Genomic DNA, 24462 nt, shown 5'->3' on the forward strand with positions numbered 1-24462 from the left:
TGATGATCGTCAGACGATCCGCGCGAAAAATCCGCTCCAGGCGGGCAGTGTAATGCTGTTGTCGCCCAGTTCCGAGGCAAAGCCGTGACCAGCGAGAACCTCGAGGCGCTCGGCCGGCCGTTCGACCGAAGCCGTTTCGCCGCTCATGTTGAAGAGGCAGAGCAGCGTTTCGTTGCCATGGCTGCGTTCGAAGCCAAGGACCGGCGCGGCATAGGCCCTGAAGGCGATCTCGCCCTTCGACAGCGCCGTGTATTGACGGCGGAAGGCGAGGAAGCGGCGGTAGTGATGAAGGACGGAGCGCATGTCCTGCTCCTGCACCGAGACGGCGCGGGGCAGATGCTCGGGTGGCACCGGCAGCCAGGGGCGGCCGTCGCCAAAGCCGCCGTTTAGCGCCTCGACCTCCCAGACCATCGGGGTGCGGCAGCCGTCGCGGCCCTTGAAGTCGGGCCAGAACTGGATGCCATAGGGGTCCTGCAGGTCCTCGAAGGCGAGGTCAGCCTCGGTCAGCGCCAGTTCCTCGCCCTGGTAGATGCAGACCGAGCCGCGCAGTGACATCAGCATGCTGGCCAGAAATTTCGCGTGCGCATCGTGATCCGCGACGCCCTGCCCCCAGCGGGAGATATGGCGCACGACGTCATGGTTGGAGAACGCCCAGCAGGCCCAGCCTTCGGGTGCCGCCCGCTCGAAGGCATGCTGCACCTCGGCGACGCGGGCCGGGGTCAAGGGATCGGGCGCCAGGAACTCGAAGGCGTAGCACATATGCATCTTGTCGCCGCCCGACGTGTACTCGCCGGCGATCTCGAGACCGATCTGGCTGTCGCCGACCTCGCCCACCGCGGCGATCGCCGGGTACTCGTCCATGACGGCGCGAAACCGCTGAAGGAAGGCGATGTTTTCCGGCCGGTTCTTGTCGTAGATGTGTTCCTGATAATTGTAGGGGTTGACCGCCGGGGCCGTGTTGGCGTTGCGCCGCTCCGGCGCCAGCGCCGGGTTGTCGCGCAGTTGCAGGTCATGGAAGTAGAAGTTGATCGTGTCCAGCCGGAAGCCATCGACACCGCGCTCCAGCCAGAAGCGCTCGACGGCGATCAGCGCGTCCTGGACCTCGGGATTGTGCAGGTTCAGGTCCGGCTGCGAGGTCAGGAAGTTGTGCATGTAATATTGCAGGCGCGTCGGATCCCAGGCCCAGGCGGAGCCGCCGAAGATCGACATCCAGTTGTTGGGCGGCGTGCCGTCGGGCTTGGAGTCCGACCAGACATACCAGTCCGCCTTCGGGTTGAAGCGGCTGGAGCGGCTTTCGGCAAACCAGGGATGCTGATCGGAGGTGTGGGACAGCACGAGGTCGATCATGACCCGGATTCCCAGGCGATGCGCCTCGGCGATCAGGTCGTCGAAATCCGACAGCAGGCCGAAGATCGGATCGACGCCGTTGTAGTTGGAGACGTCGTAGCCGAAATCCTTCATCGGCGAGGTGAAGAAGGGCGAGATCCAGATGGCATCGACATTCAGCGAAGCGATATAGGGAAGCCGGCGCGTGATCCCCTTGAGGTCGCCGATGCCGTCGTCGTTGCTGTCCTGATAGGAGCGCGGATAGATCTGGTAGATCACCGCGCCACGCCACCAGTCGCGATCGGCGGCCGGCAATGTGGACGTCTGTTCGGTCTGGCTCTTGGAGAGGGGCAGGCTCATGGGAAGGGGCAAGTCCTTGGACGGGGCGTTCGGGGACGGATGGGTTCGGGAAGACGGGTGGGCATGGGAGGACGGGGATTCGGCCGTCCTTCCGGCCATCAGCCGCCTTTGACGGATCCGGCCAGCAGGCCGCGCACGAGATAGCGCTGCAGGCTGAAGAACACGATCAGCGGAATGATGATGGTGATGAAGGCCGAGGCCGTCAGGATCTCCCAGTTGCCGCCGCGCGAGCCGAGCAGGTTGACGAGGCGGCCGGTGAGCACGAGCTCGTTGTTGCCGGTGCCGAGGAAGACCATGGCGACGAGAAGGTCGTTCCAGGTCCACAGGAACTGGAAGATGGCGAAGGAGGCGAGCGCGGGGAAGGACAACGGCAGGATAATCTTGACGAAGATATCGAAATCGCTCGCGCCATCGACCCGGGCGGATTCCATGATCTCGCGCGGCAGGCCGGCCATGTAGTTGCGCAGGAGATAGATGGCGAGCGGCAGGCCGAAGCCCATATGCGCCAGCCAGATGCCGACATAGGTCTTAGCGGGCACGCCGAGAAACGCACCGACGCCGTTATAGAGCTTCAGGAGCGGGATGAGCGACATCTGCAGCGGCACGACCAGCAGGCCGACGACGATGGCGATGAGCACGGTGCGTCCGGGAAACGGCATCCAGGCGAGTGCGTAGGCCGCAAAGGCCGCAACCAAGATCGGGATGATGGTCGAGGGAATGGAGACGGTGAGCGAGTTGATGAAAGACGCGCCGATGCCTTCCGCATTCAGGACTTCCCGGTAATTGTCGAAGGTGAAGCGCGAGGGAACGGCGGCCTGCACGAAGATACGCTGGCCGCGCGAGCCTTCCATGGCGACGTCGGAAACGATCTCGAACGTCCCGTCTTCCTGCACCGTCAGGCGCTCGCCATCGTTCAGCGTCGCGGTCTGGCCGGGCGCGAAGGCCGCGGGCTCCTGGGTGCGGAAGCCGAAGGCGGAGACCTTGGCGCCGGCATTTTCGAGCACGTTGCCTGAAATGACGAACTTGCCGTCGCGCTGCTGCTGCGTTTCGGGGCCGGGCGCGCGCACCGTCAGGTTCTGGCTGGAGGTGGAGAGCGCCGTCCACCAGCCGGACACGGCCAACTGGTCCTTGTCGCGCAGCGACGAGATGAGGAGGCCGGCCGTCGGGATCGTCCAGAGGACGACGAGCAGCAGGACGGAGAGATGGACGAGAAGAACGAGCGGGGAGCGTTTCGATGCGATCATCTCAGTGTCCCTTCATCTCTTTGGCGGCATTGCGGATGTTCCAGATCATGATCGGCACGACGAGGAGCATGATGACGACGGCAATCGCCGCGCCACGGCCGAAGTCGCCGCCGCCCCGGAACATCCAGTCGAACATGAGATTGGCCAGAACCTGCGTCTGCCACTGCCCGTTGGTCATGGCGAGGACGATATCGAACACTTTCAGAACGAGAATGGTGATGGTGGTCCAGACGACGGCAATGGTGCCCCAGATCTGCGGGATCATGATCTTGAAGAAGATCTGAAAACCGTTGGCGCCGTCGATCACCGCCGCCTCCACGGTTTCCTCAGGGATCCCGCGCAGCGCCGCCGACAGGATGACCATCGCAAAGCCGGTCTGGATCCAGACGAGGATCGCCATCAGAAAGAAGTTATTCCACAGCGGAATGGTCACCCAGGCCTGCGGCTCGAAGCCGAAGGCCGTGACGATCGCGTTGAGAAGGCCGATCTGCTCGGTGCCCGCGGCACGATAGTCGTAGATGAACTTCCAGATGACGGATGCACCGACGAAGGAGATCGCCATCGGCATGAAGATCAGAGTCTTGGCGATATTGCCCCACCAGATGCGATCGGTCAGTGCGGCGATGATCAGGCCGAAGAAGGTGGCGAGCGCCGGGACGACCAACAGCCAGAGGAAATTGTTGAAGATCGACTGGCGGAATTCGCCGTCATTGATCATCCAGGCATAATTGGCGCCGCCGACGAAATTCTGCCCGGCACGGTCGTGGAACGAGAGCCAGACGGATTCGATGACCGGATAGATCAGGTAGATCGTCATGGCGAAGAGTGCGGGAAACAGGAAGAGCCAGGGGCGGATGGCATTGCTGATGCGCAGGTTGCGCGATGCCTTGGCGCCGGATCGACCCTTCGACGGGAAGATGAGGTCGAGGAGGAAGTTCGTTCCGTAGAAGTAAGCGGCGCAGGCGAGAACGCCGGCCACCATCGTTACGACGGCCATCAACAATTGCTGCATGTTCCCCCCTTTTTACAGCGCCATCAGGTTCGCTGTAACGCTCTCTACCGGCTGCATAATTTTATCCCGAAATCGATTCCGATTTAAGGAAATATGCAGGAGCCGCGTCGCGGCCGACAGTCTTCCACCCACAAGATCCAACTCGTGCGCGCCGCCTGCCATGATGACGGGCGGCGCGCGACGTTGCGAAACGGTGTTTACTTGATGCTGTCCCAGGACTTCTGGATGTCGGCCGCCACGTCGGCTGCCGGCTTGCCGCCGACATAGTCGATCATGCCGGTCCAGAAGGCGCCGGCGCCGATCTTGCCGGGCATCAGGTCGGAGCCATCGAAGCGGAAGGTGGTCGCGTTGAGGAGAATGTCACCCTGCTTCTTCATCGGCGCATTGGCATAGGTGTCGAGGTTCACACCCTTGTAGGGGGTGAGGAAGCTCGACTGGGCCATCCAGACCTCGTGTGCGATCGGCGTCTTCAGGAAGTCGAGGAAGGCGCGCGATGCCGGCGTGTCCTTGGTGATCATGGCGAGCGTGCCGGCACCGAGAACCGGGTTGCCGAGATCCGGCTTGCTGGCATAAGGCGGCATGTAGAAGAAGTCCGCGTCTTCGCCGACCTTCGTGCCCTCCGGGAAGAAGGACGGGATGAAGGAGGCCTGGTGGTGCAGGTAGCACTTCGGCGGAGAGGCGAAGAGACCCTTCGGGCTGTCGCGGAAGTCGGTGGACGAGACGGCCTGCGTGCCGCCATCGACATATTTCGGGTTCTTAGCAAAGAAGCCGAATTCGTCGATCGCACCGATGACGGCGGGATCGGTGAACGGAATGGCGTTGGTGACCCACTTGTCATAGGTGTCGGCCGGCTGCGTGCGCAGCATCATGTCCTCGACCCAGTCGGTCGCCGGCCAGCCGGTCGCGCCGCCCGAACCGAGACCGATGCACCAGGGCGTGCCGCCATCGGCGACGATCTTGTCGGTGAGCGCCTTCAGCTCTTCCATGGTCTTGGGCACTTCATAGCCCGCATCCTCGAAGTTTTCGGGCACGTACCAGACGAGCGACTTGACGTCGATCTTGTAGGGGAAAGCATAGAGCGCCTTCTGGCCGTCCTTGCCGGCATAGGTGGAGAGATCCACCCAGGACTGGCCGGCAGCGTAATTGTCGAGCAGCCACTTGTCGGTGCCTTCGCTCAAGGGCGACAGATAGCCCTTGGAGGCGAGATCGGCGATGAGGCCAGGCTGGGGCAGGATCGCCACGTCCGGCGGCGAACCTGCCTGCGTGTCGATGACGATCTGCTGTTCGTAGTTCTCAGACGACGAGTATTTCACATCGGCGCCGGTTACGTCCCGGAAATAGTCGAGCACGCTTTCGAACAGTACCTGGTCTTCGCCGCGCCAGGGGCCAAAGATGGTCAGCGACTGACCCTTGAGGTCGTGCCCGGACTTGAAGTCCTCGTAGCTCTTCCAGTTGAACTTGGCGTCTTCGCCCGGCTTGAACTTCAGTTCCGCGGCCGAGGCCGTTCCTGCAATCAGAGCAAGCGCGGCTGCGCCCAGGATCAATTTGGTCTTCACGTGATTCCTCCCGAAAATCCGCTGCACTCTGCCGGCATCCTCCATCGACACCCGCTTTCAAAGCGCTTTGAGAAGCGTAAGAAATCATTGGTCGAGGCTGCAAGTCAAGAGAATTTGCGTCACCGTCCATCGCAAGTTGTTAACTCGCAGTGCAGCACAGGTTTGCAATGCCGCATCGGGAAACTCTTTTGCACGGACAAGTCTTTGGTGATACTGACCAATCATACCGCTTTGAGGAGGAGATCAAAGCGCTTTGGCAGGAGTTTGGAGGATGGTCGTCAATCTCAAGCAGCTTGCCGAAATGCTGGGGCTTTCGCAGACGACGGTCAGCCGGGCGCTGAACGGCTATCCCGAAGTGAACGCGGAAACACGCGAGCGTGTGCTGCAGGCGGTTCGCGACACCGGCTACCGGCCGAACCGGGCGGCCCAGAGGCTTGCGACGGGCCGCGCCGCCTCGATCGGGCTCGTCATGACGGTTGCTCCCGATATCGACGCGGACGTGCATTTCAGCGCCTTCCTAACGGGTCTGGGCGAGGCTTCGGTTCGCCATGATTTTCATTTCGTCATCAATCCGAGCGCGCCGGAGGAGGAAGAGACGACCTTTCGCCGGCTGGCCGCCAGCGGCAATGTCGATGCGCTGTTCATCGCCTCCGTCCGCCGGGACGATCCGCGGATCGACATGCTGCGGTCGCTGCCGATCCCCTATCTCGTGCACGGCCGGGCCATCGGCCAGACCGAGGACTACCCCTTTCTCGACATCGACAACGAGGGCGCCTTCTACGAGGCGACGCAATTGCTGATCTCGCTCGGGCATCGCCGCATCGCGCTCATCAACGGGCAGGAGCACCTGACCTTCGCCATGCGCCGGAAGGCCGGCATGCTGGCTGCGCTGAAAGAGGCCGGGCTGGAGACGCGGGACGTGCTGATCGCCCATGACTTCATGACGGACGAATACGGGTTTCGGGCGACGACCGGCTTCCTGGCCGACGCCCGGCCGCCGACCGCCATTCTCTGCTCGAGCACGGTCATGGCGCTTGGCGTCGTCCGGGCGCTGAACCGCGCCGGGCTGAAGGTCGGCGATGACGTCTCATTGATTGCGCATGACGACGTGCTGCCGCTGCTCAAACCCGAGCATTTCAACGTGCCGCTGACGACGACGCAATCGTCGCTGCGGGCGGCGGGCGCGCGGGTCGCCGAGCGCCTGATCACCCATGTGCTCAATCCGGAGGACGCGCTGGAACGCGAGATCTGGCAGGCGGAGCTGATCCTGCGCGACTCGACCAAGCCGGCACCGCGGCGCTGAGATCGTCTCGTTTTGTGCCTCGGGCGAGTTTCTGTCGATATTGCTAGAACGTCATTGTTAGAACGTCATTGTTAGAACGTCGGGGCTTCCACGCCAGCCGTGCGGTGGGCGGCGATGACGGTGTTGGCCATCAGCATGGCGATGGTCATCGGCCCAACGCCGCCGGGAACCGGGGTGATGGTCGCGGCGACATCCTTGCATTCGGCAAAGGCCACATCGCCGACGAGGCGGGTCTTGCCCTCCCCGCGTTCCGGTGCCGCGATGCGGTTGATGCCGACATCGATGACGGTCGCGCCCGGCTTGACCCATGCGGCTTTCACCATTTCCGGCCGACCGACGGCGGCGACCAGAATATCCGCGTTGCGGCAGACGGCGGGCAGGTCGCGGGTGCGCGAATGCGCGACCGTGACGGTGGCGTTGGCGGCCAGCAGCAGCGCCGCCATCGGCTTGCCGAACAGGTTCGAGCGCCCGATGACGACCGCATTCAGGCCCGAGAGATCGGCGCCGTGCGTCTGACGAACGAAAACCATGGCACCGGCCGGCGTGCAGGAAACGAGACCGCCCTTCAGGTCGCCCGTCGCAAGCTTGCCGGCATTGACGACGTTGAGGCCATCTACGTCCTTCTCCGGCTTGATCGACTGGATGATGGCATCGGAATCGAAATGTTCGGGCAGCGGCAGTTGCACGAGAATGCCGTGGATCGATGGATCGGCATTGAGGCGATCGACGATGGCGGCGAGGTCTTCCTGGGTCGTTTCCTCCGGCAGCGTGTGCTGCACCGAGAGAAATCCGCATTCCTTGGCCATGCGGCTTTTGGACGAGACATAGGTGTGGCTGGCCGGGTCGTTGCCGACGATGACGACGGCCAGACCGGTCTTGACGCCCTGGCGCTCTTCCAGCGCGCGCGCCGATGTCTTGACCCGCTCGAGAACGGACGCGGCTACAGTCTTTCCATCAATAACGGTGCTCATCGGGCCCTCGCGCATCTGGTTCAAGCTGAGGGACATACAGGGCGGGGACGCCGGCAGATCGCCTCAATGCGTCCTAAGCTGTTCTTCGCGGGGATTTCAAGGCCGACATGGCCGCTGCGCCGGAAGATCGCTCCCCGGTGCACCGTTTTCGGCGCGGCGCGCAGGGCCGGGACACGCCCTACTGCGATGTCAGCCGATGCACCGGCTGGGACCGCGCCGTCTGCGGGCCGGCAAACTTGCGCCAGAGAACATAGCGCAGGAAGAGCGGAATGCCGATGACGTAGCGCTTCCACAGGCGGTGCGGTTCGATCGTCATGCGGTAGAGCCATTCCAGCCGCATGCGGCGGATCGATTCGGGCGCGCGCGGCACCTCGCCGGCGACGAAATCGAACAGCGCGCCGACGCCCAGCACCAGCCGGGCGTGACCCGGGCCGACATAGCGGTCGATCCATTTTTCCTGGCGCGGCGTGCCCATGGCGATCAGCAGGATGTCCGGCTTCGTCTCGCGCACCCGCGCCATCACGGCGTCCGATTCCGATACATCGAAATAGCCATCCGAGACCGGAAGGAAGGTGTGCCAGGGTGTGTGCCTAGCAAAATTCTCGGCCGCCCGCTGCAGGACGTCGGATCGCGCGCCGATCATGGCCACCCGTCGCGGCGCGCGCATGTAGGTGAGCATCGCCGGCACGAAATCGGTGCCGTTCAGATTGGCGGGGAACGGCTTGCCGTGAAAGATCTTGGAGGCGATGTCGATGCCATGGCCGTCCGGCAGGACGACGTGCCGGTCGAGGATCGAACGGTAGTCCGGATCCGTCATCATGTAGTTCGCATTGTTGGCATTCAGAAAGGAAATGATCGTCTGCCCGATCGGCAGCGAAGCGACTTCGTCCACGAAGGTGAAGGCTTCCTCCCATCCGAAATCGCAGACCGCAAGGTCGAGGATATCGCGATGGGACGGCTGCAGCGAGACAGGCGGAAAATACTTCATGCAGGCAATCCTCCATCAAGGAGCATCACGCACGCACACAGCATCGTCCCTCATTCGTCTTTCACGGCCTTCGTATGCCATCGCTCTGCGCGATATCGACGTGGCCAGCGAATACGAACATTCCCCGGTGCAAGTGCGGTCACGATCCTCGGATCAATGACGGCACACTAGCAAAGCGGTCTGAAATCGCGTTTAAACCATTCAATCAAAAGCGTTTTCGCGCGTTAAGACTTTGCTTACGAACATTAAGCGAAAGAAACGGGATTCAGTGACCGGCGGCAATCTTTTCCTTGGCACCGGGAATGACGTCGTGTGCGGTGTTGCCGTTGCGATCGACGAGGGCGACGGGCTCGGGCTGCTTGCGGGTGTCGGGGTTGGCGACACGCGCGACGTCCGCCTTGGAGAGATATTCGAGCTGCTCGACCAGAACCTCGAAGACGACCTCATTCTTCATCTGCTCGTTCAGGCCCGCCTTCACGGCGGACTTGAAGTTCGCAAGATCGAAGGACTTGCTGTCCTCGACATTGATCAGCTGCTTGCCGACGAGAATGTCGAACAGCGCATTGGTGACGGTTTCCTTGAAGGGAACCTGCAACGCCTTCACCTTCGTCTTGTCGACGGCAAACGAGAGCTTCGTCAGGAAGTACCCCTGAACGCCGCCATCGCGCAGGACGGGAACCGTGATCATCTCGCCGGGAAGATATTCCTGCACGGCCAGCCGCGCCTGCTCCTCACTGGATTCCACCGGTGCGGATGTGTAGCGCATCGAGGCATAGACCGATCCGAGCGTGATGCCTGCGACCCAGACGCCGACGAGAAGAAGCTTGATCATTACATCGCGCCGTAACGGAACTGCTCTTCGGAGTAGATGCCATCGGCATCCGCATCCTGCGCAGCGGTCTTCAGAAGCTCGACCACGGAACGGCACGCGTCGAGATGCGCCTCGACCTTTTCGGAATTGGTCGCGAGCTTGTTGCGGATATGCTTTGCCTGCGACACGTAGGACGGCGTCGCGTCGGCCGGCGTCTCCTTGCGGTTGAGCATGGTCAGCTCGTAGAGGCACCGGCTCTTGCGCAGGTTGGAGGCCTTGAGGTCGAAGGTCGGATCGACGCCGATGCGGGCATTCTCATTGTCGAGAATCATCTCGAGCCGACCCAGAATATTGCGGATCCGCACGTCGCCCGAAGCATGAATTTCCATAGAACGTCTCCCGTCTTGGCATGGCGCTCGCGTGAACATCGCCGCTCACCCTGCCGCCTGCATTCCTGATTGTCCGCGCGTCTCACCGCCTAGGGGCCAGCCCCCTGCCGTCGCGTGCGGAACATGAACCTCTGCCGGCGCCCGAACATCCGATGATGCCGGTCGCCGAATTTTAGCGCCCGCCCCTTCAGGGCCGGGCGTCCATTCAGTCCCTGCTGTCCGTCGCCGACAGAGCGTCGCCTGCCCGGAAGCCTTCCAGCGCCTTGCGCTGATATTCCTGCACCATGCTCTGGGCCATGTTGGCGCTGTTGCCGTCGAGTTGAGCGCTGACGCGATTGGTCATGCTCGTGCCGCCGGCACCATCGGCAACCATGCTGGCGGCAATGCCGACGCCGTTGCCCTTTGCCATGACGTTGCCGATCTGCTCGGCCATCATGCTCTTCCAGATGTCGCCGGCCGTACCCTTGCCGTAGACGTCCTCGCTGTTGCTCGGCATCATCGACTTGACGAAATTCTGCAGCACCATGGCCTCGAACTTGCGGTAGGTTTCCGGCACCTTTTTCGGCTCGGCGCGATTGTTGATATCCCCGAGGCCGGAGCCGCCCTGGTTCTGGTTGAGAATGGCAACCGTGTTGGAAAAGCCGTTGCCCGTTTCCGCAAGGCTCGAGGCGCGGAAGGCGGCCCGGTTGGACTGCAGACGCGCCTGCGCTTCCTTGACCTGCGTCGGATCGGCCGCCCGCAGGACATCCATCACCAGATCGGTCGGAGGAGAAATGGCCATCCGGTTGCTTCCTTCGTCATGCCGTCCGCAATCCCTGACATGGGCGCGAAATCTGCAATGAAAATCCGTATTTGGGTGAACGGAGCGATGAAAGCCGCGTCCAGTCGATACGGCCACTATGAGTGGTCAAGCTTACCGGAAGCTGGCGCGCCCTGCATGACGTGCTGGTCGATCAGATCATAGATCGCATCGTCCGCGGCGGCCCGCTCTTCGAGCGCGCGGGCATCCTTCATGTGCTCGGCCAGCCGGTCGCCCTTGGCCCGCTCCTTCAGCACGCGCGCCTCGTGCACCTGCTGGATGCCTTCGAGCATCTGGTCCTTCTGGGCGAGCCGTCCGAGCTGCGAAGCGTAATGACCCGAAAACATCGCGTGAAGGGGCTTGGCCGAGCCCATGGCATCCGCCACGACGTCGATCGTGGTCGCAAGCTCCCGGCGCTGCCGCGCGGTTTCGGAAAGCTCGTTTTCCGCCATCTGCTCGAGATGACGCTGGACGGCGACGAGGCGCTTCAGCTTGTCGGAACGGTTTCCGGCCATGGCTAGATTCCCTGCATGACGACGGCAAATCCGTCGGCGAAGAGCCGCAGCATGGCGGCGATGCCCAGATAGAGAAGGAACATGCCGCCCATGATGAGGTAGGGCGCCGAGATGAAGTAGAGCGGCATCTGCGGCGCCAGCTTGTTGACCATGCCGAGGGCGACGTTGAACAGCAGGCCGTAGATGATGAACGGGCTCGACAGGCGCAGCATGATCATGAAGGTCATTTCGAGCGCATTGGTCATCGTGATCAGGATGCCCTGCGGATCGAAGCCCACGCCGAGCGGCATGGCCTTGTAGCTGTCGAAGATCGACTCGAAGATCACGTGATGGAAATCCAGCATGAAGAGCACCATCAATCCGCCGAACGAGATCAGGTTGGTCACCTGGTTTTCCGCGGTGTCTTCGAGAACGTCGCTGGCGGGTGGTGCCGTGAAGCCGATCATCATCGTGAGCACCGAGCCGACGAATTGCAGGCCGAGCGCGTAGTAGCGCGCGATCAGGCCGATCACGCTGCCGATGACGATCTCGGTGGTGATGATGTAGATATAGGTGTGCCCCTTGCCGGCGATCTGCGGGTAGATGTCGTTCCACATGATCGGCAGGATCGCCATCGAGATCGCGACCGCGGTAAAGAGGCGGATCTGAACGGAGACGCGCGCCGAGGAAAAACCCGGCATGACCATGATGCAGGCGCCGATCCGGCAGAATGCCGCAAACAGCGCGAGCACCGTGCCCTCCGGGTCGGTTATCATGAGATGGAGCCGATGATCTTGATCTCGAGCCCCTTTGCAAGCTCGACATGGCTGAGGACCGGCAGCGTGGCAAACAGGCGTTCGATGATCATGCGGACATAAGAGCGGGATTCGGGCGAAGATACCAGCACGAACGGCATGCCGCGGTCGAGATGCTCGCGGATGACCCGCGTCGCCTCCTCGCTGAACTCTTCGAGGTGGCGCGGATCGATGTCGAACTCGACGATATCGCCCTTCGCATCGCGCTTGAGCGCCTGGTGGAACACCATGTCCCATTTGTTGCCGAGGCGCAGGACGCGCAGCGTGCCGTTGTCGGACAGATCGCCGCAGAGCTGCTGCGACATGCGCACGCGGACATGCTCGACGATATGCTCGGTCTTGCGGACATGCGGGGCGAGTTCGGCCACCGCTTCGAGGATCAGGTGCAGGTTGCGGATGGAGACGCGCTCGGCGAGCAGCAGCTTCAAGACGGCCTGCAGGCCCGAATAGGACATGTGCGACGTGCAGATCTCGTCGGCCAGCTTGCGATATTCCGGATCGAGACGCTCGATGAGGATCTTCACGTCCTTGTAGGACAGAAGCTGCGGCAGGTTGTTGCGGATGACTTCCGACAGGTGCGTGAGAACGACGGACACGTTGTCGATCGGGTGGAAGCCTTCGCGCTTCAGGTCTTCGGTAAAGGTTTCGAGGATCGACACGGCGGGCATGCCGAAGGCGGGCTCGCGGATGTCGTCGCCGGGAACCGTCGGCCGCCGGCCGCCGCCGGTGACGACGATGACTTCGCCGACACGGACCGTGTTCGAGGCGATCGTCGTGCCGTGGACGCGGATATGGTAGGCCTTGTCCGGAACGGCGATATCGTCGGAGACCTTGATCTCGGGCACGATGAGGCCGTACTGGCTGGCGAACTTGCGGCGCATCTTGCCGACGCGGAAGGCGAGTTCCTGGTGGGCGCCGAGCAGTCGGGTCGAGACCTGCTTGCCGAGCAGCAGCTCGATTTCCGCGGTCTTCAGGACCGACTTGACGCTGTCCTTCTCGCTGTCCTTCACCTGGGCTGCCGTCTGCAGGTCCTGCTCGCGCTTCAGCTGGCTGGCGGCGGCGGCACGGCGTGGAATGATATAGGCCATGGCGGCCATGCCGACGGCGAGCGTGGCGAAGGGAATGAAGGGCAGACCGGGAATGATGGCCAGCATGCCGAGCAGGCCTGCGGCGACCATCAGGGCGCGGGGATAGTTGCTGAGCTGGCCGACGACCGCCTGGTCGGTGGAGCCGGAGGTGCCGCCGCGCGACACGAGAAGGCCGGCCGCGAGCGAGACGATCAGGGCCGGGATCTGCGACACAAGGCCGTCGCCGACCGAGAGCTTGACGAACACGTCGGCCGCTTCGCCGATCGACATGCCGTGGCGGAAATAGCCGATGATGATGCCGCCGAACACGTTGATGCCGGTGATGAGCAGGCCCGCGACCGCATCGCCGCGCACGAATTTCGAGGCACCGTCCATGGAGCCGAAGAAGGAGCTTTCCTCCTCCAGCTCGCGCCGGCGGTGCTGCGCTTCCTTCTCGTTGATCAGGCCGGCCGATAGATCGGCGTCGATCGACATCTGCTTGCCGGGAATGGCATCGAGGGTGAAGCGGGCGCCGACTTCCGCGATACGCGTGGCACCCTTGGTGATGACGATGAAGTTTACCGTGATCAGGATGAGGAAGACGATCAGACCGATGACGAAATCGCCCGACATCACGAGGCTGGCAAAGCCCGCGATGACGCTGCCGGCCGCGTCGTGCCCCTGGTGGCCGTGCGACAGGATCACGCGCGTCGTCGCGATGTTCAGCGCGAGGCGGATCATGGTGGAGATCAGCAGAATGACCGGGAAGGACGAGAAATCGAGCGGCCGCTGGATCCAGAGCGATACCATCAGGATGAGGATGGAAAAGGCGATGGAGAAGGCCAGGCCCATGTCGATCAGGAAGGGCGGAATCGGCAGGAAGAGGATCGACAGGATCGCGACGATACCGAGCGCGAAGCCGATATCGCGCCCTTTCGGGGCGATCTTGGGAATGACAATTGCAGGAGGTTGCGCCATCGGAATGTCCGTCTCGTCATGAGAGGCGGGCGACATTCATACCTGTCGCCCCTGTGACGACCGTTCTAGGCGCTCAAGCTTGCGCGGGGATGGCTGGCGATCCGGTTCGGCCGATGCGCGCCGAGCCGCGTCAGCGCGTTACAGGGGGATCAGAAGCCGGTCTGGATGCGGGAAAAAACGATGTCCGTGAAGATCGACACCTGCGAGCCGATGAACGGCGCGGCGATGGCGACGGTCACGAGAACCGCCAGGATCTTCGGGACGAAGGTCAGGGTCATTTCCTGCACCTGCGTCAGCGCCTGGATCAGTGCGACGACGAGACCGACGATCATGGCGGCGAGAACGGGCGGACCGGACGCCACGACGACCGTCCACATCGCCGTCTGAACCATGTCGAGAGCGTCGGCCTCATTCATTGCAATGTCACTTCGCGACGGAGGATCGGGCGGTGTTCCGCCCGACGCGGCTATTTTGCCTAAACGTTTACTTTACCGAAACGCCGGGACCGATGGCAAGCTTGGTGCCGTTTTCCAGAAGCGCAACGATTCCGTCGGAGTATAGCGTGACCTCTTTCACCACGCCAGTCGTCTTGCCGTCCGCACTCGTCACCGTCTTGCCGATGACGGCATTGGCTTCCGAGAGCGAGGTGCGCTGCAGCAGGCTTTCCAGATTGGTGTTCGTCTGGATGGTCTGCTCGACCTGGGAGAAGGTCGCGAGCTGGGCGATCTGCTGCGTGCTGTCCATCGGCTGCGTCGGATCCTGATTCTTCATCTGGGCGACGAGCAGCTTCAGAAAGCTGTCATAGTTGAGGTTGGCTTTGGAGGACGCGGCGGCCGCGTCCTTTGCCGTCGACGTCGTCGTGGTGGTCGTGCTCGTGGCGGCCGTCGCGCCGATCAGACTGCCTACCGCCATGGTGCGATCTCCTTGCGGATATGTTCGATCATGGCGGGTGCCATTTCCTGTGCGTTGAGGATCTTGTCCTCGATGGGATAGAGGCCGCGGATCGCCTTCAGGGCGTCGAAGGCGCGGCCCTGCATGACGAGACCGTCGACGCGCTTCAGCTCGGAAAGGATCTCGTCGTTCTTGAAGCAGTTGAGGAGCATGACGATCGACTTGCGGAACATGATCGTCGACTGCTCGGCCCCTTCCGGATTGATCAGGATCATCTGGGCGATGAAATAGAGCTGACGCAGCGGGGTGGTCGCCTCCTCCGGCTGGAGGACGTGATTTTCGAGCAGGAAGGTGACATCGTTCAGGAACTCGACGGCAACCTTGCGATCGACCCGCAGAACGGCGCCATTCACAAAGATCCGTTCGCCCGACTTCAGCGAGATGCGCAGTGTGCTTTTCATTTCAGTCCATCCCTGATGATGGTTGTGATGTCGATGATGCCCTGGAAGTTCGAGGATTCGCGTTTGCGGATCTTCTCGGTCTCGCTCAAAATCCAGATGGCGATGGAGATGAGGTTGGCGCGCAGCGACTCGTCCAGCTGGTTGTCGGGCGCGCGCAGGTCCTCGATAAAACGGATCCAGAGGCGCCGCGTGTAGTAGACCGCCTCGATCGCTTCCCGGGAGTATCCCTTCTGCCGGCCGGCAGATGCGAGAAGCGCTATCGAACGGTCGAGGACCTGTCGCTCACGATCCTTGGAGTCGACAACGCCATCCTCCATGATCTCGGCATACGAAAACTGATACATTCAGACATCCCTCATGTTTGTCTAAGCCTCTTCGCATCAGAGGAAATTGATCAAGCTCAGTTGCTGCATCCGCGACGTGAGTGTGTAGGACGTCTCGATCTGCGTCATCAGGGCCTTCATCCGCGTGGTGGCCTCGTAGGGATCGACCCCCTCGAGATCGCTGACATGGGTGATGAGCAGCTTCGTCTGGGAATCCAGCAGCGTATTGGCCTTGGAGACGCGACCTTCGGAGGTGCCTAGATCGCTGCCCATGCTGATCATGCCGGAAATGGCCTGCTGGGTGTAATTCTGCGCCTTCTGGTTGGCGACCAGGCGCGCCTCGCTGGTGAGGTCCGCCGCGATGAGTTCGGTGGCCAGCACGGAGGCCAGCACCATCTTGCGCACGCCCGCCTCGTTGGCATTCGTGTTCGACGCGACGACTTCGGATCCGGAAATGCGGCTCTGGACATTGCTGTCCGAGGCCTTCGACCAGTCCGCCATCCACTGATCGGGAACGGCCTTTTCGCCGGCACTCGTATCGCCGACATAGAGCGGCACGACCTTGCGATCGATGAAATCCCGCATCTGTGCGGCCGACAGATCCTTGAGGGTCGCAATCGGGGTATTGGCCGGGTCGCCGTTGTTTTCCAGCTTGAAGCTTTCGAACGCATCGTAGAACGTCTTCTTGGCGGCCTCGTTCTCGGCATAGGGCAGCAGCGGACGGGCGTCGGAATTGACGCCCGAGAGAAGGTACTCACCGTTCGACTGCGAGTTCGCCGCCACGAAGAAGGCGTTGAATGTCGAGATCACCGCCGTCTTGGTGTTTCCGAGGCGGGACGCATCTTCCACGCCCATGGCGCCGACCAGCGTCGTGTTCATCTCTTCGCCTGCCTTGCGCATCGATTCGACGGCCAGCTGCGACGTCGACAGGCGCTGCGTGACGAGAGCGTTGGTATCCTTGATGTTGGCGAGACGCTGCAGCTCGTCCTTGAGGCTGACCAGGCGCGCAGCGCTTGAGCCGAGCGAGGCGCCGGGATCGGCATGAACGCCGGTCGTCGCTTCCTGCTGAAGCTTCACGACTTCCTGCTGGCCGCGCTGGACGCTGAGCCGCATGGCGTTCTGCACCGCCAGGTTGGAAATGAACGACGTCTTCATATTATCTCACCATGTCCAGCAGGGATTTGAGCATTTCGTCCACGGTGGTCATCAGCTTTGCCGACGCCTTGTAGGACTGCTCGAGGTCGAGCATGAGCGACAGCTCCTCGTCGAGACTGACACCGGTCTCGTTGCTGAGCGTCTGCGACGTCTGCGCCAGCATGGCGCTCTTGATTTCGTCGGCAGACGTCGCTGCCTTGCGCAGCTGCTCGATCCAGCCGATCGAGCTTGAGGAATAGCCCATGAGCGTTGCAGTGCTGCCGATTTCGGCTGTCGCGTCGAAAGCCTGCGGCTTCCCCATTTCCTCGATGAGGCCGTTGAGGCGACCGGTAAAAGCTGCGACATTTTCCGTGTTGTAGGTGTAGTTCGTCGCGGTTCCCGTATTGTTGAAACCGCCGTCGCGCAGCAGCATCGGGTTATCGTCGATTGCCGCGTTGAGCGAGATGCGTCCGGCGAGACCGGGCGAAATCGTTGCCGCTGCGGGCATGTCCGTGCTGGTCCCGTCCAGGAAGAGACCCGGCAATCCCGGTTCCCGGTCTGCAACGGGAAGCGTCTGGTCCGTTTCGCGGAAGGCGACGATGAGGCCGCGCGCGATCTCGTCCAGCTGCTTCTGCATCATCGGCGCGACCTCGTCGCGAAGCTGGAAGAGAGCGGCGAGCGTTCCCTGCGCCGTCGTGTTGCCACCGGTGCCGGCCTTCAGCACTTCGTTGTCGACCTCGACATGGAAGGGCGGAGAAGAACTGCCATCCTCGCCGACCAGTTCGACCTTGCGCGCCGAGGATTCAAACAGCACGCTTCCGTCGCTCGTGTAGATGACGGTATCCATGCTGGCACGGGTGGTGGTGGAGATCCCGACGATTGCGGCGATCGACTTCAGGAGCGAATCCCGCTTGTCGAGCGCGTCGCCTGCATCCTTGCCATTGGCGACCAGGCTGACGACGGTGTTGTTGGTCTTTTCGAAGGCTGCGAGATATTCGTTGAGTTGGGTGACCTGCTCGCCGATTTCCTTGTCCGTCGTCGCCTTCACATCGTTGAGCACCGTGGTGGCGGAGTTCAACGCGTTCGCCACGTCCCGCGCTTCCGAAACGGCGGATCGGGCAATGGTGATGCTGCTCGGGGATGACGCAAGCGTCTGAAGGCTGCTGCGAAAAGAGGTCATGTAGGTCGCCGGCGCGGTCGGATAATCCGCGCCGCCGAAGGCAGACTGAATCTGCTGCAGGCCGTAGAGCAATCGCGACTGGCCCGAATTGTCCGAGATGCTGGCGATGTTCTGCTTCGACAGCGCCTCGTTCTGGGCGCGCTGCACCTTCAGGAAAGGCTGGCCGTCGTTGTCTACGCCCATCATGGCGAGACGACGCGAGTAGTCGGCATTGCCGACATTCGCGATGTTCTGCGATACGATGGCCGTCTGCTTGCCGGTATTGCTGAAGATCGTCTGAGCCGTGGTGATGGCGGAAGCAAGAGACATGACGGAGCCCGTCCTTTTCTAGATCAGCGCTTGAGGTTGACCAGGACGTCCAGGAGGTCTGCACCCGTCTGGAACACCTTGGAATTGGCTGTGTAGCTGCGCTGGGATTCGATCATCGACGTCAGTTCGTCGGCGATATCGACGTTGGAGCTTTCGAGGGCGTTGGTCTGGACGCCGCCGAACTGGCCCGTGCCTGCATAGCCGAGGGAAACCTCACCGGATGCGGAACCCGCCAGATAGACGTTGCCCGCCTGCGGCTCGAGATTGTTGACGCTCTGAACCGTCGCGAGCGCAAGGCGATAGCGCGGGTCCAGATCGTTGTTTGCGTAGCGGACGTAGACGATGCCTTCGTCGTCGATCTCGAAGCCGGCGACGGCGCTCGGCGCGTTGCCGTTCTTATTCCCGGGCACCGGCGTGAAGTTGGCGCCGAGCTGCGTCGTGTTGGACAGGTCGATCTCGATCGACTCCAGCGTGGCGCCGCCGACCGGTATCGATGTGGTCGCCACGGTAAGGGGCGTCGAGGTCAGGGTCCCGCGGTCATCGAAGGTCAACGCCGTCGTGCCGATCTGCGTGCCTAAGACGCGATCCGTCACGTCGGCCCGCCAGGTGTTGGTCGCCGTCTTCGTGTAGGCGACATCGAGGATCCGCTTGTTGCCCTGCGTGTCGAAGACTTCGATGGACGTCGCCGATGCCGGAGCATTGTCGAGCGTCCGCATGTCGAGGTTCGCCCCCAGAGCGACCTTGGTCGTGCCCGTGGCCACGAGCCCACCCGCCTGGAGGTTGATGTCGGTCAGACCGCCAAAACCGTTGGCAACGGCGGTCGGCGCCTGACCGTTCTCATAGGCATAGCCCTGCAGCTTGTAGCCGGCCGCGTTGACCAGATTGCCGGCATCGTCCTTGGTGAAGGCGCCGGCGCGGGTCATGAAATTCTTGCCGGTTGCATCGGCGACAACGAAGAAGCCCTCGCCCTTGATGCGCATGTCGGAGCCGGAGGTGGTGGCCGTCGTTGCGCCTTCGTCGTCGATGCTGCGACGGATCTTGGTCTCGACGCCACCCGAATTGTAGCTCCCGCCGGTGGTCGGCAGGATCAACGAGGAGAATTCCGTCGAGGTGCGCTTGTAGCCGGTGGTGCTGGCATTCGCGATGTTCTCCGCGACGGTGCTCAGGCGGTTAGCCTGTGCATTCATGCCGGATCCGCCGGTCCGCATCATTCCGTAGAGACTCATGTCCAATCCTCGTTTCGTTCGTCCTAGTGACACTAGGAAGCAAGCCTTGCGTGAACCTGTTCAGGCTGTCCGCCCGCGCCGCCGAGCAACGGTTTGTGCTTATTTTTTTCAAACAGAAACAAGATCTTGAAACAGAAAGGGAGCCATGGCGTCCTCCGATTGCGAACCCTCGTCGTTCGCTTTCGAAAGATGCCATGGCTCCCTTTGGAAACCGGGCAGAGTTTGGAGGCTCAGCTCCAGTCGATGCAGTAGCCCAGGAAGCGCTTGCTATCGATCGGGTCGAAGCCGAGCTTCTTGCGCAGCTTCTTGCGCAGCTTGCTGATGTGGCTTTCGACGACGTTCTCTTCGACGTCCTCGTCGAAGATGCCGTAGATCGCGTTGAAGATCTGCGACTTCGAGACGCGACGGCCGCGGTTTGCGACCAGATATTCCAGGATGCGGCGCTCGCGGCGCGGCAAGGCGAAGGTGTCGCCTTCGATTTCGGGATCACGACCGTCGGAGAAGACGCGGATCGCACCGATATCGGTGAAGTTGGAGAGGGACTTCAGGCGGCGGCGGATCGCCGCTGCACGGGCGAGGATCTCGCGGGGATGGACCGGCTTGCGCACGACATCATCGACACCGCAGTCGAAGAAGGCGAGCGTGGCTTCCAGCGACGGGGTGTCGCTGATGGCGATGACCGGTGCCGTGGACCGATCGCGGATAGCCCGGGGAAGGGTCATGGCCCGTTCGCCCTGACCGATCAGGAACGCTTCGACAGCGTCGATATCGCTGTCGGCGGCGGTGGAAACCCAGTCGCCGAATTCCTTGGGATCAAACCCGGTGGAGGGTACACCTTCCCGTCCGAAGAGAGAGGTATATCCGTCTTTTACAAGTTCACGTTCATCAACCACTACGATCATTCGTCCGCTCCGAATCAGTATGGTGTTTTCCAATACGTCATTGGTACGAATCGTGGCGTCTTGTCACAATTAGAGGGTTTGGGTGGGTAGAAATGGTACTAGCTGCGGGGTCTCGCACCGATTTGATCAAGATATAGTGGCTCATTTCGGCACAACGACTAGAAATCCTGTGGAAAGGTTAACGCGTGTTAATGTCAGCCATTGCACGCGCCGCAATTGCGCCAAAAAATCTGCGCCGGAGCACTCCAAGAAATGACAGGTTTGAAATCGCATAGGTTGTTCTATGAAGCACGCTACTGACAAAACGACGACGCGTTGGGGGTCCATTTCCCATAGCCTGTCGCGACCAGATTGGCGATCACCCGGCAGACATATCGCTTCTGCGCGGGATCGTTGTTGGGCCCGGCGTGATATCGGGCGACAGCCATGGTCCATGTCTCGTGTCGCGCATGCAGATTTGCCAGAAAGCGAGCCGCATATTCGACGTTCGAGCGAGGGTCGAGCATCGCCTCGGGCGACGCGAAATTCTCTCCGTGGTAGCGATAATTGATCTGCATACAACCGAGATCGATGAGCTTTGCGCCCTCCGCCCTCGCCGTCTGGAACCGTTGCAGCACCTCGGCCGCGCTGGAGGCGAACACCGCCTTGCCGTCGATATTCATGGCATAAGGCTGCAGCGACCCCTTGCGGCCCGTCTCCGTCAGCCCCACCGAATAAAGTATGCCCTCGGGAATTCCGTACTTGGCCGCCGCCGCGATGATCTGGCCTTCGCACAAGCCGGCATCCGAGCCCGCCCCGGAGCCGGATGCCGCCTGCACGGAGACTGGAGCGCTAGAAATAAAGCTCGTCAGAAGGGCCAGGCTGAGGCGCAGCAGAGGCTTCGCGAAGCGCGTCTTGTCTTGTCCGGCCGTCATCCGCATTCCGTTGTCCCGTGCCATTCCGGCCTTCTCCGCCATTGCCGGCCGCAAGGCCGCCCTGGGTGTCGCGTCCGTTCTGTGACGGCTGCTGCTGGTTGCCCTGCGGCTGGGAAGAGCCGTCATTGCCGCTCGCGCTGTCGGATGGCGTGAAGATGACGTTGACCTGATCGACCTGGAAGCCCTGTGCGCGCAGCGCCTTGATCATCGCATCCTGGTCGTCGGTGAGCTGGCGGTAGGCCTCGCCCGTCTGGACGCGAAGATCGATCTGCAGCTCGTCGTCTCGGAGACGCAGCGTCGCCGTGACGAGGCCGAGGTCGATCGGATGCATCTGGATCTTGAGGGTGTTGACCACCTTGCCCGTTGCGCCATCGGCACCCGGAAGGCCCGTATTGGCCTGGAGCGACTGCGTGGGGTCGCCATTGCCGGTAATGGCCGCGGCAACGGCCTGGGCATTGGCGGTCATCGGCAGGGAGCTGCCGAGCGTCGGCGCGATCCCGAGATAGCGGCGGGCATCCAGCACGGTGACGGTATCGGCCTTGGCGCTTGCCTGTTCGTTTGCCGGGGTGGACACTGTCCGTTCGGCATCCGGCCGCAGCGACATCGGTACGACCTTGCCATCCGCACGCGCGAACCGGAACACCTGGTCGGCGCCCTCCGTCGATGTCGGCAGGGTTGTGGCATGCGCGGATGCCGCCGGCATCGGCTGGTTCGTCTTCTCGCCCGCGAGCTTCGCGCTTCTCGGGCCGGTCTCCGACGCTGGGATTTTCTTCTCGTCCGGCGCAGTCTGCGCAGGCGGCGGCGTGACCGGACCGAGAATGGCCATGAGGCTGCGAATATCGGCCTCTGCCGCCGGCGTCGCCGCTGCGGCATCCGCCGCCATGGTCGTAGCCTCCGGCTTGGTCTCATTCACGGCACGCTGATCGGTGCCCGAGGCCTTCGATTCGTGAGCCGTTTCCCGATCAATGTCGGTGCCAGCGTCGGCGGTCTCGCCGAACGTGTCGACCTTCGTCTGCAATGGCACGGTCGGCAGAGGTGTTACGACAGACGTTATCTCTGCGGTTTTGATCGCCGAGAGTGCGGCGTCCTTCAGCTGGGAGTCCGGCTCCGGCGTGGCGTCTTTCACTGTGACGATCGATGCCGCCTCGTTCGCAGCCAGCAATGCTTTCGCCGTTCGGGAAGCGGCAGCCTGCAGGCGATCGGCCTTCTCGGAAAGACGCTCCGGTGCTGCAGCCGTGTCGGTGCTCGGCGCTTTCGCATCATCGAAGGACGTTGCAGCGGCATTCGACGCCGTCTCGTTTTTGATGGCCTTCAAAGCGAGGGTGGCAGAGAGTGTGGCCGCGGCCGACAGCCGCACCGACGGTGCGGAGGCTGCCTGCGGCCTCTTCCGATCGGCGCCCTCGGCGTTCCCGAAGACATTCGCGGTCGATGCTTCCGTCAGCAGCCCTTTCCGGCTGCCAGCGCTTTCGGCGGATGTCTCCTTCAGGGGCTCATCCCGTGTGTCCGCGATCTGGTTTGCGGATGTGTCTGCAGTTCCCGTCGTGTCGCGTCCGTTCTTGAGATCGGCAAAGGCCTTCTGAAAAGCCGCGCCGCCTTCGGCATCGCCCTGGCGGCTCTTGACGGCGGAAACGCTGGCGCGTGGCGTTCTTGCTGCCGGCAGCGCTTCATCAAGGGAATTCATTCTACATATCCTCCCGAAGCAAGGCGTCGATCTCGCCCAGCTTGTTCTTTCCGCTCGTCAGAAATGTCGCCAGCGCCGGATCGGCTTCCGCCGCAACCGATGGCCCGGCCTCGGCTTGCGCCGTCTGGGACGCCGTGGGTACCGCCGGGGCTGCAAAGGGGCTGTCGTTGCTGCCGGATCCCGAAAGGACTTCGGGAGACAATGATTGTGACGACGGTGTATCAGCCTGAGCTTGTGCTGAACTGTCGATCGACGCCTCGACCTCTGGAACCGGAGCGCGCAGGACCTCCCGAGCGACCATCTGGGCGGCCTCTTTCAGGCTGCGGTCACGCGCCGAGAGTTCGGCATCGGGGATGGACTCGATGTCCTTGACCGCGTCGAGAATGCCGGTCGTCGGCACGTCCACAAGGTTCGAATAGAAGCTTGCAAGCGCGTTCGGCTCGGTATCCGCCGGCGCGGACAGGGCCGCGGCCCGCTCGGAGGCAAGCTTCGTCAACGGCTTCAGACCCGCGATCGCCGCATTGCGTGCGAGGCGCAGGAAGACTTCGCGCTGGCGCGGCCTGTCCATGAAGGACAGGATCTCCTCGATCCTCTCCCGCGTGCGATCGCCATAGCTTGCAACCGCAAGCTCCACGAAGATATCGGCGAACTGGCCGGCATAGGGCGATGTCATGAAACGGCGCGTGTAGGAAAGCGAATAGCGCAACGCCTCGTCGATCTTGCCGGCGCGTGTGCTGAGCATGAGGGATCGGCGGAGAGCTGCTTCCTCGATATTCGTGCCGGGCGCGACCAGACGGGCCCAGTCATAGGCCTTCACGGCCTTGCGCGGATCCTGCTGGGACACCGCATTGCCATAGACGAGAAAGAGATAGGGACCGATCGGCGCGTTCTTGTACTCGTCGATGGTCTTCGACAGCGTTTCCACGACCAGACCGCCCTTGCCGTTCAGATACTGGCCGAGAGAATCTGTGATGCGATTGTCGAAGTTGCCGTCGATGTCGCGCCTGGCGAGATAGGCGAGCGTCTTCGGATTGCCGCCGCTCATCGCGTAGATCAGCGCCGCATCGACGTTGCGGGGATCGGCAAAGACGCTGCGGTCGGCCGCCATCAGGCGCTTGTCGATGGCGCCCAGCATGAACTGCTGCATATCGGCGGCGGAGAGATCGCCATGCACGATGCCGTCCTGCACGAGCTGCAGCGAGCGGATCATCTTGTAGGGCGGGAGATTTTCGTCCTGCTCCCCGGCCGCACGGACGTTCGACAGCGTTGCGAGCCACGCGGCCGATGCGCAGGCACCGAGAAAGAGGAAACGGAGGGCCTTCGTCATG

At 62.3% G+C, this 24462-nt stretch carries 24 protein-coding genes; 1 reads left to right on the top strand and 23 read right to left on the bottom strand.

Features of this window, described 5'->3' with window-relative positions:
* Nucleotides 1–9: 9 nt before the first annotated feature.
* The 4 genes from C8J36_RS09635 to C8J36_RS09650 all read right to left on the bottom strand — a co-directional run bounded on the left by C8J36_RS09635 (nt 10) and on the right by C8J36_RS09650 (nt 5498).
* Complete coding sequence (locus tag C8J36_RS09635; RefSeq protein ID WP_132534410.1) at nt 10–1686, bottom strand: alpha-glucosidase; 1677 nt, start codon at nt 1684–1686, stop codon at nt 10–12.
* Between the two features lie 98 nt (nt 1687–1784).
* The gene (locus C8J36_RS09640) at nt 1785–2930 is read right to left on the bottom strand and encodes a carbohydrate ABC transporter permease (RefSeq protein ID WP_062595071.1); all 1146 of its coding nucleotides are present in this window, start codon (nt 2928–2930) and stop codon (nt 1785–1787) included.
* Between the two features lies 1 nt (nt 2931).
* Nucleotides 2932–3942: a sugar ABC transporter permease gene (locus C8J36_RS09645; protein WP_062595072.1), complete on the bottom strand. Its 1011-nt coding sequence runs from the start codon at nt 3940–3942 to the stop codon at nt 2932–2934.
* Nucleotides 3943–4139: 197 nt separating this feature from the next.
* The gene (locus C8J36_RS09650; RefSeq protein ID WP_132534412.1) at nt 4140–5498 is read right to left on the bottom strand and encodes an ABC transporter substrate-binding protein; all 1359 of its coding nucleotides are present in this window, start codon (nt 5496–5498) and stop codon (nt 4140–4142) included.
* Nucleotides 5499–5769: 271 nt separating this feature from the next.
* On the opposite strand from C8J36_RS09650, the gene C8J36_RS09655 reads away from it, so the two are divergent.
* Complete coding sequence (locus tag C8J36_RS09655) at nt 5770–6801, top strand: substrate-binding domain-containing protein (RefSeq protein ID WP_062595073.1); 1032 nt, start codon at nt 5770–5772, stop codon at nt 6799–6801.
* Nucleotides 6802–6872: 71 nt separating this feature from the next.
* Here C8J36_RS09655 and folD read toward each other — a convergent pair whose 3' ends face one another.
* The 19 genes from folD to motC form a co-directional block, all read right to left on the bottom strand.
* Nucleotides 6873–7772, bottom strand: coding sequence for a bifunctional methylenetetrahydrofolate dehydrogenase/methenyltetrahydrofolate cyclohydrolase FolD (folD, locus tag C8J36_RS09660; protein ID WP_132534414.1), 900 nt, complete (start codon nt 7770–7772; stop codon nt 6873–6875).
* Nucleotides 7773–7950: 178 nt separating this feature from the next.
* Nucleotides 7951–8760: a WecB/TagA/CpsF family glycosyltransferase gene (locus C8J36_RS09665; protein WP_132534416.1), complete on the bottom strand. Its 810-nt coding sequence runs from the start codon at nt 8758–8760 to the stop codon at nt 7951–7953.
* A 265-nt stretch (nt 8761–9025) separates the two neighbouring features.
* Nucleotides 9026–9592, bottom strand: coding sequence for a hypothetical protein (locus C8J36_RS09670; RefSeq protein WP_132534418.1), 567 nt, complete (start codon nt 9590–9592; stop codon nt 9026–9028).
* Nucleotides 9592–9960: a hypothetical protein gene (locus C8J36_RS09675; protein ID WP_062595076.1), complete on the bottom strand. Its 369-nt coding sequence runs from the start codon at nt 9958–9960 to the stop codon at nt 9592–9594. Before C8J36_RS09675 ends, C8J36_RS09670 begins: the two co-directional genes overlap by 1 nt.
* Before the next feature lie 205 nt (nt 9961–10165).
* The gene (locus C8J36_RS09680) at nt 10166–10741 is read right to left on the bottom strand and encodes a rod-binding protein (protein WP_132534420.1); all 576 of its coding nucleotides are present in this window, start codon (nt 10739–10741) and stop codon (nt 10166–10168) included.
* A 116-nt stretch (nt 10742–10857) separates the two neighbouring features.
* Entirely contained in the window at nt 10858–11274 is a 417-nt protein-coding gene (locus tag C8J36_RS09685; protein WP_062595078.1) for a hypothetical protein, read from the bottom strand.
* A gap of 2 nt (nt 11275–11276) precedes the next feature.
* On the bottom strand, nt 11277–12029 hold the full coding sequence (fliR, locus tag C8J36_RS09690; protein ID WP_062595079.1) for a flagellar biosynthetic protein FliR: 753 nt from the start codon (nt 12027–12029) through the stop codon (nt 11277–11279).
* Entirely contained in the window at nt 12026–14113 is a 2088-nt protein-coding gene (flhA, locus tag C8J36_RS09695) for a flagellar biosynthesis protein FlhA (protein WP_062595554.1), read from the bottom strand. Before flhA ends, fliR begins: the two co-directional genes overlap by 4 nt.
* 149 nt (nt 14114–14262) lie before the next feature.
* Nucleotides 14263–14529, bottom strand: a complete 267-nt coding sequence (gene fliQ / locus C8J36_RS09700; protein WP_062595080.1) for a flagellar biosynthesis protein FliQ — start codon at nt 14527–14529, stop codon at nt 14263–14265.
* Between the two features lie 67 nt (nt 14530–14596).
* Nucleotides 14597–15025 carry a flagellar hook assembly protein FlgD gene (flgD, locus tag C8J36_RS09705; protein ID WP_062595081.1) on the bottom strand — a complete coding sequence of 143 codons (429 nt, stop codon included), beginning with the start codon at nt 15023–15025 and terminating at the stop codon, nt 14597–14599.
* On the bottom strand, nt 15016–15465 hold the full coding sequence (gene flbT, locus C8J36_RS09710) for a flagellar biosynthesis repressor FlbT (RefSeq protein ID WP_062595082.1): 450 nt from the start codon (nt 15463–15465) through the stop codon (nt 15016–15018). Before flbT ends, flgD begins: the two co-directional genes overlap by 10 nt.
* Nucleotides 15462–15809 carry a flagellar biosynthesis regulator FlaF gene (flaF, locus tag C8J36_RS09715; protein ID WP_062595083.1) on the bottom strand — a complete coding sequence of 116 codons (348 nt, stop codon included), beginning with the start codon at nt 15807–15809 and terminating at the stop codon, nt 15462–15464. The genes flbT and flaF overlap by 4 nt, the downstream gene beginning before the upstream one ends.
* A 36-nt stretch (nt 15810–15845) precedes the next feature.
* On the bottom strand, nt 15846–16943 hold the full coding sequence (locus tag C8J36_RS09720; RefSeq protein ID WP_132534422.1) for a flagellar hook-associated family protein: 1098 nt from the start codon (nt 16941–16943) through the stop codon (nt 15846–15848).
* Nucleotide 16944: 1 nt separating this feature from the next.
* Nucleotides 16945–18411, bottom strand: a complete 1467-nt coding sequence (flgK, locus tag C8J36_RS09725; RefSeq protein WP_132534424.1) for a flagellar hook-associated protein FlgK — start codon at nt 18409–18411, stop codon at nt 16945–16947.
* A 23-nt stretch (nt 18412–18434) separates the two neighbouring features.
* A complete protein-coding gene (locus C8J36_RS09730) occupies nt 18435–19637 on the bottom strand; it encodes a flagellar hook protein FlgE (protein WP_062595086.1) in 1203 nt (400 codons plus the stop codon).
* A 230-nt stretch (nt 19638–19867) separates the two neighbouring features.
* Nucleotides 19868–20539: a response regulator transcription factor gene (locus tag C8J36_RS09735; RefSeq protein ID WP_062595087.1), complete on the bottom strand. Its 672-nt coding sequence runs from the start codon at nt 20537–20539 to the stop codon at nt 19868–19870.
* A gap of 293 nt (nt 20540–20832) precedes the next feature.
* Complete coding sequence (locus tag C8J36_RS09740) at nt 20833–21459, bottom strand: transglycosylase SLT domain-containing protein (protein ID WP_245506513.1); 627 nt, start codon at nt 21457–21459, stop codon at nt 20833–20835.
* Nucleotides 21371–23134 (bottom strand): flagellar hook-length control protein FliK, encoded by a 1764-nt coding sequence (locus tag C8J36_RS09745; RefSeq protein ID WP_132534426.1) that lies wholly within the window; start codon nt 23132–23134, stop codon nt 21371–21373. Before C8J36_RS09745 ends, C8J36_RS09740 begins: the two co-directional genes overlap by 89 nt.
* A gap of 1 nt (nt 23135) precedes the next feature.
* Entirely contained in the window at nt 23136–24461 is a 1326-nt protein-coding gene (gene motC / locus C8J36_RS09750; protein WP_132534428.1) for a chemotaxis protein MotC, read from the bottom strand.
* Nucleotide 24462: the final 1 nt, after the last annotated feature.

The organism is Rhizobium sp. PP-F2F-G48 (assembly GCF_004342335.1).
In the GTDB taxonomy this organism is placed as follows: Bacteria; Pseudomonadota; Alphaproteobacteria; order Rhizobiales; family Rhizobiaceae; genus Ferranicluibacter.